Origin of the sequence: Bradyrhizobium sp. BRP20 (assembly GCF_020194215.1) — a bacterium.
Classification (GTDB): Bacteria; Pseudomonadota; Alphaproteobacteria; order Rhizobiales; family Xanthobacteraceae; genus Bradyrhizobium; species Bradyrhizobium yuanmingense.
In genome coordinates, this window is the sequence record NZ_JADYVY010000011.1 from 216,132 (window position 1) to 229,400 (window position 13,269).

The window sequence follows — 13,269 nt, forward strand, 5'->3', positions numbered from 1 at the left end:
TTGCGTTGGTCCTGATGGCGCGCCAGCCATGCTGCATCTCGGCAGATGATTTGAAGCTCATGTACCGCGGCACGCGATTGGGCGTACGGTTCCACGTCACTCGTTAACGGATGTCAGGAATTTCAAGCCGGTATTAAACTCTGAGTGTGGCCAGCCATCTTCGGCAATCGTTCGAGGAGACGTATGCACCCTCAAGGCGTCCTGGTGTTTCTGCTAGCCAGCATTGGCACAACCGTGTTCGCCAAGGGCGTGCCGCAGGATCCACTCCAATGTGGTGATGAACTCGACCGGGGCGCCAATTGCACTCAGTTTGTCACGCTCCAAGGCACCAACACGCCGGGAAATTTCGCGATCTTTAACACTGTCAAGCAGGGCGCTTGCGTCAACTTGGTGAATAACGGGCAAGGTGCTGGTTCCAGTAGGGCGGCTGATGCGCGTCCGAAGGACGGCTGGGGTGTTCTTTAACCCATGACCTTGCAGAGAGAGATTATCGCTTGTAAAGGTTTTGCCGCGATGGATTGGCGGATCAAAGCCCTGGCATTTCGTGCTCTTGAGCTTCCTGGTGGGGCCCACGCCCATTATTTCTTGCAGCGGCACGTTACGAGGAACTGGCCTAGAAGGCCGACGACGCTGGATTCTTTGGCCGGCATAGCCCGGCGCGTCGTTGAAGACTATGCGCGGCACATCGGCGGGATGCCGGCCTCTGTTCTTGAAGTTGGGGCAGGGCGCGATCTCGCAGTGCCATTGGCACTCCGGCGCTTGGGTGTGTCGAAGGTCATTGCATGCGATGTTGAGCGGCTAGGCAAGTTGGATCTGATCCAGCACGCGGCCAATCGCCTCCTGGCCGGTCAGTTGCAGTTGCGTTCATGGGATGAACTGGAGCAGTTCGGGGTCAAGTACCTTGCCCCGCACTATGTCAGCCCAGATGATGAGACGGTCGATTGCTCCTGCTCGAATGAAGTCCTTGAGCATGTTCCGGCCGATCAGCTTGCCTTTCTGCTCAAAGGACTGCGTGCTATCACCAAGGGCATCACGACGCACTCGATCGACTATAGTGATCATTATGCGCGGTCGGATAAGTCGGTCTCTCGTCTGAACTTCCTGCGCTACTCCGACAAGGAGTGGCGGCCGTTCAATAGTGGTAAGCAGTATGTGAATCGGCTCAGGCACAGCGACTATGTGCGGATGTTCAAGGAAGCCGGGTTCACGATCCTGGAAGAAAGTTCGGTTGCGGGAGAGTCACCGCCGGATCTGAAGATCGCGGATCGGTTTAAAAACTACGATGCGGCCGACCTCTTCGCTATCAAGGGCCGCATCATTGCAAGATGATCAGCCGCACATTCCTTGGGTACTGATCGCGATTGCGGCCATTTCGGTTGTGCTCGCGATCTGTGCCGGCGGCATTAGATAGCCGACACGCTCGAATAGAATAGTACCGACCACGCCGCCCCCTTCGGGCGGCTTTTTCTTTGGGAAAATCACATGGTAAACCTCAGCGCCCTGACGCGGGCGAACGCCGCTCGCTGGTCGAAAGCCTGACTCACCCGCGAAGCCGAATTCGCGCACCCCGCAAAGATTGCCGTTGCTAACAAGAGCCGCTATCTAGCCATCGCGCGCGCGGCCGAGATGACTGATATCGCGTGGGTCTTCATTGCGGTCAGCCACTACCGTGAGTCGTCGCAGGATTTCGATCCCAAACCTAAATCGCAATGCCTCGTGAAGGCCTCCGAACTACCGCCGGAAACACCAGAGGTCATGTGTCCAACTCGCAGCTCACCGGGCGGCTTTTGCGTCTGTCCCAGATTCACTAAGGACGGTGACACAGACGGATATTTTGTTGGGACGGCAAGATAGCCAACCGCCCCCCCTAAGCGGCGATGGTCTTCATTGGTGCTTGGAGGGCCCGAGGTGATAAGATGCACGCTTGGCAAGCGGCTGTCTTAGCTGGAGGCCGTTCAGCCAGGCCACTACGCACCTCGAATGCGCTGGCCGCGCCTCGCCACGATCTCCAGTGACCCACAACCGGTATATTCACGCCTGCGCAACGTGCAAGCACGGGCATTGTCGAGATCGTGCTTGCCGGCGGCTGTCGGGGGCGCTTTGGGTGGGACTGGATACGGTGGCGCTGCAGCGGGTATTGAAGATGCGCGCTACTTGCCCTTCCAGACCGGAGCCCGCTTGTTGAGGAAGGCGTCCATGCCCTCGCGGAAATCCTCGCTCATATAGGCTTTCAGGATCAGGTCCTCGCCTTCCTCGCGCGAGAGCGTGCGGCGGATGCGGCGCACCGCTTCCTTGGTCGCTTCCAGCGTCAGCGGCGCGTGGCTGGCGACGAGCTTTGCAGTCTCGTCGGCACGGCGCTGCAGCGTCTCCACGTCAGGCACGACCTCGTTGAGCAGGCCGAGCGCCAGCGCCTCCGGCGCCTCGACCAGGCGCGCCTTGAAGATCATATCCTTGGTGCGGGCGGGACCGACCAGCGCGACGACGCGGCTGATGTTGGACATCGACAGGCAGTTGCCGAGCGTGCGTGCGATTGGAAAGCCCATCCGCGTCGTCTCGGTGCCGATGCGAAGATCGCAGCAGGCCGCGATCCCCGCGCCGCCGCCGGTGCAGGCGCCGGCGATCGCCGCGATCACCGGCACGCGGCACTGCTCGAGCGTGCCGAGCACGCGATCGATGCGCGCCTCGTAGTCGAGCGCATCCTGCGCGGTCTTGAAGGCACGGAATTGCGAGATGTCCGTGCCGGAGGCGAACGCCTTGTCGCCCGCGCCGGTCAGGATCAGCGCCTTGATCGAACGGTCGACGTTGATCTCCTGGCAGATCTCCGCCATGCGGTCATACATGGCGAAGGTCATGGCGTTGCGCGCCTGCGGGCGGTTGAAGGTGATCCGCGCGATGCCGTCCGTGACGGAGTAGAGCAGGTCTTCGTTGGCAGTCGTCGGTGCGTTCATCGCGCGCTCACTTTCTTCGTTAAAGTTCGGTCAGGCCGCCCTCAGGCAACCTGAGCCTTAGGCGACTTGAGCCTTGGTCATCGGCACCGCGTCGCGTCCCTTGAGGACGTCCATCGCCGCTAGCACGCCGCCGCTCCGGTGCGGGATCTTTGCAAGATCGAGACCCATCTCGACGCCGGCGAGCGTGCCCATCAGCATCAGATCGTTGAAATGGCCGATATGGCCGATGCGGAACACCCTGCCCTTGACCTTGTTCAGGCCGGTGCCGAGCGACATGTCGAAGTTTTCCAGCACCACCTTGCGAAAGGCGTCGGCATCGTGTCCCTCGGGCACGCGCACGCCGGTCAGCGCCGGCGAATGCGCGGCGGGATCGGCACATTGCGTCTCCAGGCCCCAGACCTTGACCGCAGCACGCGTCGCGGCGCTGTGGCGCTTGTGGCGGGTCCAGACGTTCTCCAGCCCCTCCTCCTCCAGCATCTTCACCGCCTCGCGCAGGCCGTAGAGCAGGTTCGTTGCGGGCGTGTAGGGGAAGGTGCCGAGCTTGTTGAAGCTGATCACCTCCTGCCAGTCCCAGTAGGAGCGCATGCCGGGGTTGGCTTTGGCGACCGCGAGCGCTTTCTCCGAGACCGCGTTGAAGCCGAGGCCCGGCGGCAGCATCAGGCCCTTCTGCGAGCCGGCGACCGAAACGTCGATGCCCCAGGCGTCGTGCTCATATTCCATCGAGCCGAGGCCGGAGATGGTGTCCACCATCAGCAGCGCCGGATGCTTGGTGCGGTCGAGGATCTTGCGCACCTCCAGCGGCGGCGTCACGCAGCCGGTCGAGGTCTCGTTGTGCACGACGCAGACCGCCTTGATGGCGTGCTGCTTGTCGGTGGCAAGGCGCTTCTCGATCTCGGCAAGGTCGGCGCCATGGCGCCAGTCGCTCGGGATGAAGTCGACGTCGAGCTTGAACTTGTCGGCGATGCCGCGCCACAGCACGGCGAACTGTCCGGTCTCGCACATCAGGACCTTGTCGCCGGGCGCGAACACGTTGACCATCGCCGCTTCCCAGGCGCCGGTGCCGGACGAGGGGAAGATGATCACGGGCTGCTTGGTGCGGAATACGCGCTGCATTGCGGCAAGCACGGCAAAACCGAGCTCGGCGAACTCCGGACCGCGATGGTCCAAAGTCGGCATATCCATCGCCCGCAGCACCCGATCGGGCACGTTGGTCGGTCCTGGAATCTGTAAGAAATGCCTTCCAGTATGCACGGTCATCGGCGTCCTTCCCGGTCTTGCCTTGGTTTGGTGGGCGCCGAATAGCACCATTTGACCGGCTTGTCCTCTCCTCCAAAGGGCCCCTCGGGCATAGCGGGCCGGCCTGCCCTCGGCCGCTCCGTCGCGACCATCTTCGCGGGCCGACCTTTACGTGCCGACGATCTTCAGATGCGGCGCGGCATTGCCCTGCGGGCGCTGCTCCAGCAGCTTCATCGCGACGTCCACGCCGCCGGCGCGGTGCGGCACGCCGGCCACCGACAGGCCCATCTCGATGCCGGTGAGCGCGCCGAGCAGCGTCAGCGCGTTGCATTCGCCGAGATGGCCGATGCGGAAGACCTTTCCGGCGACCTTCGACAGGCCCGAGCCGAGCGACATGTTGTAATTGTCGAGCACGACTTTCCGGAACTGATCGGCATCATGCCCCGGCGGCATCAGCACGGCCGTGAGCACCGGCGAGAACTCCGAAGGCTCCTGGCAGAGCACTTCGAGACCCCAATGGTTGACCGCGGCCCGCGTCGCTGCCGCCAAGCGCTGATGCCGCGCAAAAACATTGTCGAGCCCCTCCTCGAGCAGCATCGCGATCGCCTCGCGCAGGCCGTAGAGCAGATTGGTCGCGGGCGTATAGGGGAAGAAACCCTTGGCGTTGGGCTTGAGCATCTCCTCCCAGTCGAAATAGGAGCGCGGCATCTTGTTGGTCCTGGACGCAGCCAGCGCCTTCTCCGAGATCGCGTTGAAGCCGAGACCGGGCGGCAGCATGAAACCCTTCTGCGAGCAGCTGACGCTGACATCGACCTTCCACGCGTTGTGACGATAGTCGACCGAGCCGAGCGAGGAGATGGTGTCGACCATCAAGAGTGCCGGATGCGAGGCGCGGTCGATCGCGGCGCGGATCTCGGCGATGCGGCTGGTCGCGCCGGTCGAGGTCTCGTTGTGCACGACCATCACCGCCTTGATGGTGCGCGCGGCGTCTTCGGAGAGCTTGGCCTCGATCACCGTGGGATCGGCGCCGCGGCGCCAGTCGCCCGGGACGAAATCGACCTCGATGCCGAAGCGCCCGGCCATCTGCCGCCACATCGTGGCGAAGTGGCCGGTTTCGACCATCAGCACCTTGTCGCCCGGCGACAGCGTGTTGACGATCGCGGCTTCCCAGGCGCCGGTCCCCGACGAGGGGAAGATCACGACCGGCCCCCTGGTCTGGAAGATCTGCTGGCTGCCTTCGAGCACGGTCCGGCCGAGCTCGCCGAATTCGGCGCTGCGGTGGTCGATGACAGGCATGTCCATCGCGCGCAGGACGCGCTCGGGGACCGGGCTCGGGCCCGGAATCTGCAGGAAATGGCGTCCCTGCGGCATGCAAAGCTCCCTTTCGGCGGGTTATGGCCGGCTCTGCCGGCTATTTTGCATTCATTTTTTGTCCCTTCAATCGAAATCTGGTATTCGATTGCGAGCGTCGACGCGATCAACCGGGCAAACTACTGTGCTGCAAATGAAATCCACGATTCCCGACAATGGGGTTCCGATCACCCCGTCCCCCGGCAATGGCGATCGCCAGGAAAACCGTCACGAGGCCTCGCTGCATGGCGAGATCCTGCTGCGGCTGCGCGACTACGTGGTCGAAGGCAACATTCCCGAAGGCGCGCGCGTTCCCGAGCGGCAACTCTGCGAGATGCTCGGCATCTCCCGCACGCCATTGCGCGAGGCGCTCAAGGTGCTCGCCGCCGAGGGCCTGATCGAGCTATTGCCCAACCGCGGCGCGCGCGTGCGCCAGCTCAGCCAGCGCGACCTCGAAGAACTGTTCGACGTCATGGCGGGCCTGGAAAGCCTGGCGGGGCGCCTCGCCTGCGAAGCCATAACGGATGCGGAAATCACGGCGATCGAGCAGCTGCACTACGAGATGTACGGCCATTACCTGCATCGCGACATGCATGGCTATTTCCAGGCCAACCAGCGCATCCACGAGAGCATCGTCGCGGCCGCGCGCAATGAGACGCTGAAGATTGCCTACGCCAATTTCGCCGGCCGGATCCGACGCGTCCGCTACTCCGCCAATTTCGCCCGCAAGCGGCAGCGCTGGGCGGAAGCCATGCGCGAGCACGAGGCCATCCTCGATGCGTTGCGCCGCCGCGCCGGCAGTGAACTCAGCGACATCCTGTTCCAGCATTTGCGCAACAAGCGGACGGCCGCGATCGAGCACCTGACCGAGCCCCAAGAGGGCCTGCCGGCATCGCCTTGAGGGCGCCCGGCTCATTTTGCATTCACAATATAGTCGGTTAGGAACCACAATGAATAACTCAGCAAGACTGAGCCCCGCTGGGTCAGTCCGGGATCAGGGATGACGAACGCCTCCTCGCTCGAACGGCGCCTGCGGTCGGAATTGACCGGCGACGTGCTGTTCGACGGCTTCAGCCGCGGCCGCTACGCCACCGACGCCTCGTTCTACCAGATCATGCCGGCTGGCGTGGTGGTCCCCAAGACCATGGGCCAGGCCTTGCGGGCGCTGGCGATTGCGCACGACGAGGGGCTGAAGGTCACCCCGCGCGGCGGCGGCACCTCGCAATGCGGCCAGACCGTCAATGACGGCCTCGTGGTCGATCTCTCCAAGCACCTCAACCGGATCCTGTCGCTCGATGTCGAAGGCCGCACCTGCGTAGTCGAGCCTGGCATCGTGCTCGACGACCTCAACCGTCAGCTCAGAAAACACGGCCTGTGGTTTCCGGTCGACGTCTCCACGGCCTCCCGCGCCACGATCGGCGGCATGGCCGGCAACAATTCCTGCGGTGGCCGCTCGCTGCGCTACGGCACCATGCGCGACAACACGCTGTCGATGGAGGCATCGCTCGCCGACGGCACGCTGGGCCGTTTCGGCGAGGTCGCGCGCGATCTCTCCGACCTCGAGGCCGGCGACAGCACCCGCGCCCTGTTCCGCGACATGCTCGACCTCGGCACCCGCGAGGCCGACGAGATCGCCGCGCGCTTCCCAAAGGTGCAGCGCCGCGTCGGCGGCTACAATCTCGATGCGCTGGTGCCGCGCAACGCGCCGAACAACATGGCGCATCTGTTGGTCGGCTCGGAAGGCACCCTCGCCTTCACCACCAAGGTCGAGCTGAAGCTGTGGCCCGTGATCCGCAACAAGGCGCTCGGCGTCTGCCATTTCGGCAGCTTCTACGAGGCGATGGATGCGGCCCAGCACCTCGTCAAGCTGAAGCCGATTGCGGTCGAGCTGGTCGACCGCACCATGATCGCGCTCGGCCGCGACATCGCGATGTTCGCACCCGTCATCTCCGCGGCGATCAAGGGCGATCCGGACGCCGTGCTCGTGGTCGAATTCGCCGAAGAGGACCAAGCCGACAACCTCGTGCGCCTCAAGCAGCTCGGTGAGCTGATGGCGGATCTCGGCTTTGGCTGGAACAACGACACGCGCAAATGGGGCGGCGTGGTCGAGATTACCGAGCCGGCTCTGCAGAGCGGCATCGCCGATTTCCGCGCGGCCGGCCTCAACGTGATGATGTCGATGAAGCAGGAGGGCAAGCCGGTCTCCTTCGTCGAAGACTGCGCGGTGCCGCTGCCGCACCTTGCCGATTACACCGCGCGGCTGAACGAGGTCTTCGCCAAGCACGGCACCAGCGGCACGATGTACGCGCACGCCTCCGAAGGCTGCCTGCATGTGCGCCCCGTTCTGAACCTGAAGCTTGAAAAAGACGTCAAGGCGATGCGCGCCATCGCCGAAGAGGCCTTCGCCCTGGTGCGCGAGTACAAGGGCTCGCATTCCGGCGAGCACGGCGACGGCCTGGTGCGCTCCGAATTCCACGAGGCGATGTTCGGCGAACGCCTCGTCGCCGATTTCAGGGAGGTGAAGCAGCGCTTCGACCCCGCCGGCGTGCTCAATCCCGGCAAGATCGTCGATGCGCCCAGGATGGACGACCGCTCGCTGTTCCGCTTCAAGCCCGACTATCGGGTCGGCGAGCTGAAGACGAAGCTCGACTGGTCGGCTTATCCCGGCGCCGGCGGCGGCTTCCAGGGCGCGGTCGAGATGTGCAACAACAATGGCGCCTGTCGCAAGCTGGAGGGCGGCGCAATGTGCCCGTCCTATCGGGCCACGCGTAACGAGAAAGACGTCACCCGGGGCCGCGCCAACACGCTGCGCCTTGCGATCTCCGGCCAGCTCGGCCCGGATGCGCTGTCGTCCGACGAGATGATGGAGACGCTCAAACTCTGCGTGTCCTGCAAGGCCTGCCGCCACGAATGCCCGACTGGCGTCGACATGGCCAAGATGAAGATCGAGGTGCTCGCCGCGCGCGCCGCCAGCCGCGGCCTGACGCTGCGTGACCGGCTCGTCGGATATTTGCCGCGCTATGCCGGCCTTGCTTCGCGCTTCGCGCCGCTGGCGAATTTGCGCAACGGCAGCCCGCTGCTGCGAAGGCTGTTCGAGCGCTTTGCCGGCATCAGCGCGCGCCGGGCCCTCCCCGCCTTCCGCCGCGATGTGTTCGTGCCGCCGGACGAAAGCGTCGGACCTACGGACGGTCGCGAGGTCGTGCTGTTCGCCGATACCTTCAACCGCATCTATGAGCGCGAGAATCTCGACGCCGCGCTGCGCGTGCTCACGGCCGGCGGCTATCGCGTGCATCTGCCGAAACCTGCGAGCGGCAACCGCCCGCTGTGCTGCGGCCGCACCTTCCTTTCAGCCGGTCTCGTCGACGAAGCCAAAGTCGAGCTCGACCGGCTGGTGACGGCTTTCGCGCCCTACGCGGCGCGTGGCGTGCCGATCGTCGGTCTCGAGCCGAGCTGCCTCCTGACGCTGCGCGACGAGCTTGCTTCACTGCGCAAAGACAACGACGCCAAGGCGGTCGGCGCCCACGCGCTGACCTTCGAGGAATTTCTGGTGCGCGAGGCCGAGGCCGGAAGGCTGCAATTGCCGCTCGGCACCGTCGCGGACAAGGCCGTGGTGCACGGCCATTGCCATCAAAAATCCTTCGGCGCCTTCAAGCCGGTCGAGCAGGTGCTGCGCCTCGTCCCGGGCCTTGAGGTTAAGACCATCGAGTCGAGCTGCTGCGGCATGGCCGGCGCGTTCGGCTATGGTGCGGATACCTATGATGCCTCGATCGAGATGGCCGAGCTGTCGCTGCTGCCGGCTGTGCGGAAGGCTGACCGGAATACGCTGATCGTCGCCGACGGCACCTCATGCCGGCACCAGATTCATGACGGCGCACAACACGAGGCGCTTCACGTCGCGCGCGTGCTGGCCATGAGCCTCGATCGCGCCAAATCCAACCCCATTTCTCCAGCTGCAAAGGAAACCAGCCATGGCTGACCTCACCCTCGACACCGCCCGAAAAATCCTCGACGCCGCCTTCGCGAAGGCCGGCGAGCTGAAGCTGAAGCCGCTGGTCGTCACCATCCTGGACGCGCGCGGCGTGCTCAAGCTCGCGGCAGCGCAGGACGGCACCAGCCTGATGCGCGCCGAGATTGCGCATGGCAAGGCCTATGGCGCGCTCGCCATGGGCATGGGCTCGCGCGCTTTGTTCCAGCGCGCGCAGGAGCAGGCCTATTTCATCGATGCCGTGAACACGATCGCGAAGGGGGCGCTGGTGCCGGTCCCTGGCGGCGTGCTGATCATGGACGGCGCGACCTTGCTCGGCGCGGTCGGCATCTCCGGCGACACGTCCGACAATGACGAGGCGTGCGCGATGGCGGGCATTCAGGCGGCGGGGCTCAAGGCGAACGCGGGGTAGCCCAAACCGGGATAAGTTTTCTATCGGTGGGGCACAGCAGTGCTCGGGCAACCCGCTGATTAAGAGTCTCATATTTCATAAATGGGTGCAGGCACTTAGATGTAAAAGATGGCTCTGACGGAGCCATAAAGATCAGTTAGTTACAGCTGGGTTGTAAATCGCGGCAGGCACGTATGTTGACCTGCGGCCACTGCGTCCCGAACGTAAGTAGCAAACGAAAAGATCAATGAAACAATGAGGTTTGCTCGCAATTGACCACCTTAATCGCCGTCCGTTCAAGAGGTTTCGGTGGTCACTCGGTGGTCAGCTTACCTGATGTGAGCCTTGATCTGGGCCCGGCGGTCCTAATGCTGCGCCTCCGAGGAGGGCCCCTTTCACACGGGAGAGGTCTAAGGTTCGATCCCTTGTGCGCCCACCATTCATACAATAAAATCAACGACTTATTTGACTATCTCCCGCCGCGTGTGCCCGGGAAATCTCGGGGTACAGCCGGGGCACAGACGTGTGATTTGATCGCGCGCTGTCTGCCATCGCCCCGCGCGAGCGAATGCCATCAGTTCAGTTGCTATGGAGCCCGGTCGCCTTGAAATCGCTGGCGCGGTCCCATCTTCGTCGGCTGGCGGAGCAGGTCAATGGTTGCCTACGGAGGCTAAAGCGCAAACTCAACACGCTCCAACACAGTTTCTATGAAATCGAAAATATAGACTGAAGCTTCCCAAGTTTTCTTGTTCTGTTGGGCTCCTTTCAGTTCCACCTGTCCATCACAGAACCAACGCCTGCTAATCATGTCATCGCCAGAAAATTCGATGGCATCATCGTAGACCGCTCGGATCTCCTGGGCATGGATGATCTTGTTGCAGGCTTCGCGAAGGCCAAAGTCGACGTCCTGCCCCGCGACCGTTAGGCAGCCAATCTCGTCCTTGCCGCTCGTGCGCTCAGCGTGCTGCTTATACTGATCCGCCTTGGCCGAACCCAAAGCGACGTCGTCGAAGGTCCGCACCAGCAATGCAAGCTGAAGAAGCTTCTCGCAAAGCACAGTCTCCGCTAACTCATGGTGAAGCTTGAAAATCCGAGATTCCCAAGGTGTCTTGTTATCCCGCTCGTCAATATCCGGGCCGTGAGACGCCAATTCGCCACTCGCTGCGACGATGTTCGCTATTTCGAACGAGAGCCGTCGGATCTGGTCGACGCTCACCGGATGAGTCTGGCCTTTACTAGACCAATAGGGGTTTTCCATGCCGCTTGAAGTACGTCTGTAGAACGGAAACTGCAAACCAAACAGCAAACCGCAACAACCATTCCGGCTCCGTCCCACTCCAAGCTATTGAAAGCTTAGTGAGCGCACCAGGGCTCGAACCTGGGTCCCGCTGATTAAGAGGCCGATGATTTGGCAGGAAAATCAACGTCCATTCCGACAACTGAACCGTCAGACCTGCATTGAACCCTCAACAGATATTCTCTTTGTCGGAATAACTAAGCCTCGGTTGATCAGCACGCGGAGGAAAGCGCATTGACAACCGTCGGGGTCCGAGTCACGGGTCCGCTACATCGCCAGGCCCACAATTTCGGAAGCCCTGCTTTCTTACTGGAGAGCAGCCTACCGGAACGTCGGATCTCGATAGTCCGCGCGAAACCACCGTCCGTGCGCGGTCCTTCACCGCCAAAGATGGTTGGGGAGTAGGTTCAAATCGGGGACCTGCAACCATCTCAAATTACTAATTGAGTCAGTCGCATAGCGTTGCCCTCCGAAGGCAGGTGTCAAGCCGGCTGGTGCGAAAAGTGAGGGAGAAAGAGTATTGTAATGCAAAGGCTTGCGAGGGCTGCGCGTTGGGGTTCACTCATACGCGAAATCCGCGTAAGCAGTAGGCACCAGGCCAAAGGGCTCGGCGCCGCACTCCAAACCAAGATACTGCAAAACCTCGCCATCGCGAAAAGCGGAGAAGGCCACCTTCACCTGCACCGTGCCGCCGCCCTGCTCGCCCACGCGAAGAACTCGGATCCGAACTCAAGCGCGTGATGATCGCTGGCGACTTCCGCCGGGGCTACGAACTCGTCGGTGACCTCGCGATCGTTGCGGAGGCTGCCAAGGCGCCACGCCGCATTAATCACCGGATGATGCCGCCCGTTGCAGCGATGCGGGCTAAGTGAAAGTCGGCATCACCGAACTGGTGATCGATCATGGTCAACCGCTTGAAATAGTGACCGATGCGATATTCCATGGTGACCCCAACGCCACCATGCAAATGAACGCCGCTCTGGCCGACATAGCGCGCGGAGCGGCCGATCTGCACCTTTGCCGCCGCGACCGTCTTGGCGCGCTCGTCGAGATCGGTGAAGTTCGACGCCATCGAGGCTAGGTAAGACATGCTGCGCGCGGTCTCCAGCGCGGTGAAAATGTCGGCGGCGCGGTGCTGCAGCGCCTGGAACGAGCCGATCGCGACACCGAACTGCTTGCGCTCCTTGATATATTCGACAGAGATGTTGACAGCCTCCTCCATCGCGCCGACCGCCTCGGCGCACAGCGCGATGCGGGCGTCATCGACCACCTGGTTGACGATGGGCAGACCGTCCTCGGCATAGCCGATCACCGCGTCGGCGCCGACCTCGACATTGGCAAGCTTGATATCGGCGGCGCGGCTGCCGTCCTGGGTCTCGTAGCCGCGGATATCGACGCCCTTGGCATTGGCGGGCACCAGGAACACGCCGACGCCCTTGGCGTCGCGCTGGCCGCCGGCGGTCCGGGCGGTGACGATGACGGTGGCGGCGGTGTCGCCATGACCGGCGACGAATTTCTCGCCGTTGAGCACATAGCCCGAGCCGCTCCTCTTCGCCGATGTGGTGACATCGCCGAGATCATAGCGCGAGTCGCGCTCCAGCTGGGCGAAGGCCAGGGTCTTGGAGCCGTCAATGATCCCCGGCAGATGGGCTGCGCGCTGCTCGCTTGACCCACGGCGCAGGAAACCGCCGCCGAGCACCACCGTGTCGAGATAAGGCTCGATCACGAGATTGCGGCCGAGCGCCTGCATCACGATCATGGTCTCGATCGGGCCGGCGCCGAAGCCGCCGTCATCCTCCGAGAAAGGCAGGCCGAGCAGGCCCTGTTCGGCGAACTTGCCCCAGATCGTTTTGCTGTAACCACCCTTCTCGGCGCGATATTTCTTGCGGGCTTCGAAATCGTAGAACGATTTCAGCAGCCCGTCGATGCTATCCTTAAGGAGGCGCTGCTCTTCGGAAAGATCAAAATCCATTTTCTTTTCTCTCGGATCGCGCGCGACGCGCGTGGTGAATGCTCGAAGTCGCCGTCATTGCGCGGCACTCTTGCGCCGAATCAATCCAGG

9 protein-coding genes and 1 pseudogene are annotated in these 13,269 nt (G+C 62.8%); 5 read left to right on the forward strand and 5 right to left on the reverse strand.

Features of this window, described 5'->3' with window-relative positions; genetic code table 11:
* Positions 1-468: 468 nt before the first annotated feature.
* The gene (locus I6F33_RS25110) at positions 469-1,329 is read left to right on the forward strand and encodes a class I SAM-dependent methyltransferase (RefSeq protein WP_225136989.1); all 861 of its coding nucleotides are present in this window, start codon (positions 469-471) and stop codon (positions 1,327-1,329) included.
* An 821-nt stretch (positions 1,330-2,150) separates the two neighbouring features.
* Here the strand turns inward: I6F33_RS25110 and I6F33_RS25115 are convergent.
* From I6F33_RS25115 to I6F33_RS25125, 3 genes are all read right to left on the reverse strand, one after another.
* Positions 2,151-2,948: an enoyl-CoA hydratase/isomerase family protein gene (locus I6F33_RS25115; RefSeq protein ID WP_109143034.1), complete on the reverse strand. Its 798-nt coding sequence runs from the start codon at positions 2,946-2,948 to the stop codon at positions 2,151-2,153.
* 57 nt (positions 2,949-3,005) lie between these two features.
* Complete coding sequence (locus I6F33_RS25120; RefSeq protein WP_225136991.1) at positions 3,006-4,205, reverse strand: alanine--glyoxylate aminotransferase family protein; 1,200 nt, start codon at positions 4,203-4,205, stop codon at positions 3,006-3,008.
* A 147-nt stretch (positions 4,206-4,352) separates the two neighbouring features.
* A complete protein-coding gene (locus I6F33_RS25125; RefSeq protein ID WP_225136993.1) occupies positions 4,353-5,555 on the reverse strand; it encodes an alanine--glyoxylate aminotransferase family protein in 1,203 nt (400 codons plus the stop codon).
* A 133-nt stretch (positions 5,556-5,688) separates the two neighbouring features.
* On the opposite strand from I6F33_RS25125, the gene I6F33_RS25130 reads away from it, so the two are divergent.
* The 3 genes from I6F33_RS25130 (at position 5,689) to I6F33_RS25140 (ending at position 9,931) form a co-directional block, all read left to right on the forward strand.
* Positions 5,689-6,435: a GntR family transcriptional regulator gene (locus I6F33_RS25130; protein ID WP_225136995.1), complete on the forward strand. Its 747-nt coding sequence runs from the start codon at positions 5,689-5,691 to the stop codon at positions 6,433-6,435.
* A 99-nt stretch (positions 6,436-6,534) separates the two neighbouring features.
* A complete protein-coding gene (locus I6F33_RS25135) occupies positions 6,535-9,510 on the forward strand; it encodes an FAD-binding and (Fe-S)-binding domain-containing protein (RefSeq protein WP_225144441.1) in 2,976 nt (991 codons plus the stop codon).
* Complete coding sequence (locus I6F33_RS25140; RefSeq protein ID WP_225144442.1) at positions 9,503-9,931, forward strand: heme-binding protein; 429 nt, start codon at positions 9,503-9,505, stop codon at positions 9,929-9,931. Before I6F33_RS25135 ends, I6F33_RS25140 begins: the two co-directional genes overlap by 8 nt.
* Positions 9,932-10,580: 649 nt before the next feature.
* On the opposite strand, the gene I6F33_RS25145 is transcribed toward I6F33_RS25140, so the two are convergent.
* Entirely contained in the window at positions 10,581-11,216 is a 636-nt protein-coding gene (locus I6F33_RS25145) for a hypothetical protein (protein WP_225144443.1), read from the reverse strand.
* 585 nt (positions 11,217-11,801) lie between these two features.
* On the opposite strand from I6F33_RS25145, the pseudogene I6F33_RS25150 reads away from it, so the two are divergent.
* Positions 11,802-12,019, forward strand: a pseudogene (locus I6F33_RS25150) (DNA polymerase/3'-5' exonuclease PolX); the annotation flags it as partial.
* Between the two features lie 17 nt (positions 12,020-12,036).
* Here I6F33_RS25150 and I6F33_RS25155 read toward each other — a convergent pair.
* The gene (locus I6F33_RS25155) at positions 12,037-13,179 is read right to left on the reverse strand and encodes an acyl-CoA dehydrogenase family protein (RefSeq protein ID WP_225144444.1); all 1,143 of its coding nucleotides are present in this window, start codon (positions 13,177-13,179) and stop codon (positions 12,037-12,039) included.
* Positions 13,180-13,269 lie beyond the last annotated feature (90 nt).

What these genes read in the sequence shown, in the direction of transcription:
- I6F33_RS25140 (WP_225144442.1), top strand. Translation starts at nt 9,503, where the DNA reads ATGGCTGACCTCACCCTCGACACCGCCCGAAAAATCCTCGACGCCGCC.
- I6F33_RS25155 (WP_225144444.1), bottom strand. Translation starts at nt 13,179, where the DNA reads ATGGATTTTGATCTTTCCGAAGAGCAGCGCCTCCTTAAGGATAGCATC.
- I6F33_RS25125 (WP_225136993.1), bottom strand. Translation starts at nt 5,555, where the DNA reads ATGCCGCAGGGACGCCATTTCCTGCAGATTCCGGGCCCGAGCCCGGTC.
- I6F33_RS25120 (WP_225136991.1), bottom strand. Translation starts at nt 4,205, where the DNA reads ATGACCGTGCATACTGGAAGGCATTTCTTACAGATTCCAGGACCGACC.
- I6F33_RS25130 (WP_225136995.1), top strand. Translation starts at nt 5,689, where the DNA reads ATGAAATCCACGATTCCCGACAATGGGGTTCCGATCACCCCGTCCCCC.
- I6F33_RS25115 (WP_109143034.1), bottom strand. Translation starts at nt 2,948, where the DNA reads ATGAACGCACCGACGACTGCCAACGAAGACCTGCTCTACTCCGTCACG.
- I6F33_RS25135 (WP_225144441.1), top strand. Translation starts at nt 6,535, where the DNA reads ATGACGAACGCCTCCTCGCTCGAACGGCGCCTGCGGTCGGAATTGACC.
- I6F33_RS25110 (WP_225136989.1), top strand. Translation starts at nt 469, where the DNA reads ATGACCTTGCAGAGAGAGATTATCGCTTGTAAAGGTTTTGCCGCGATG.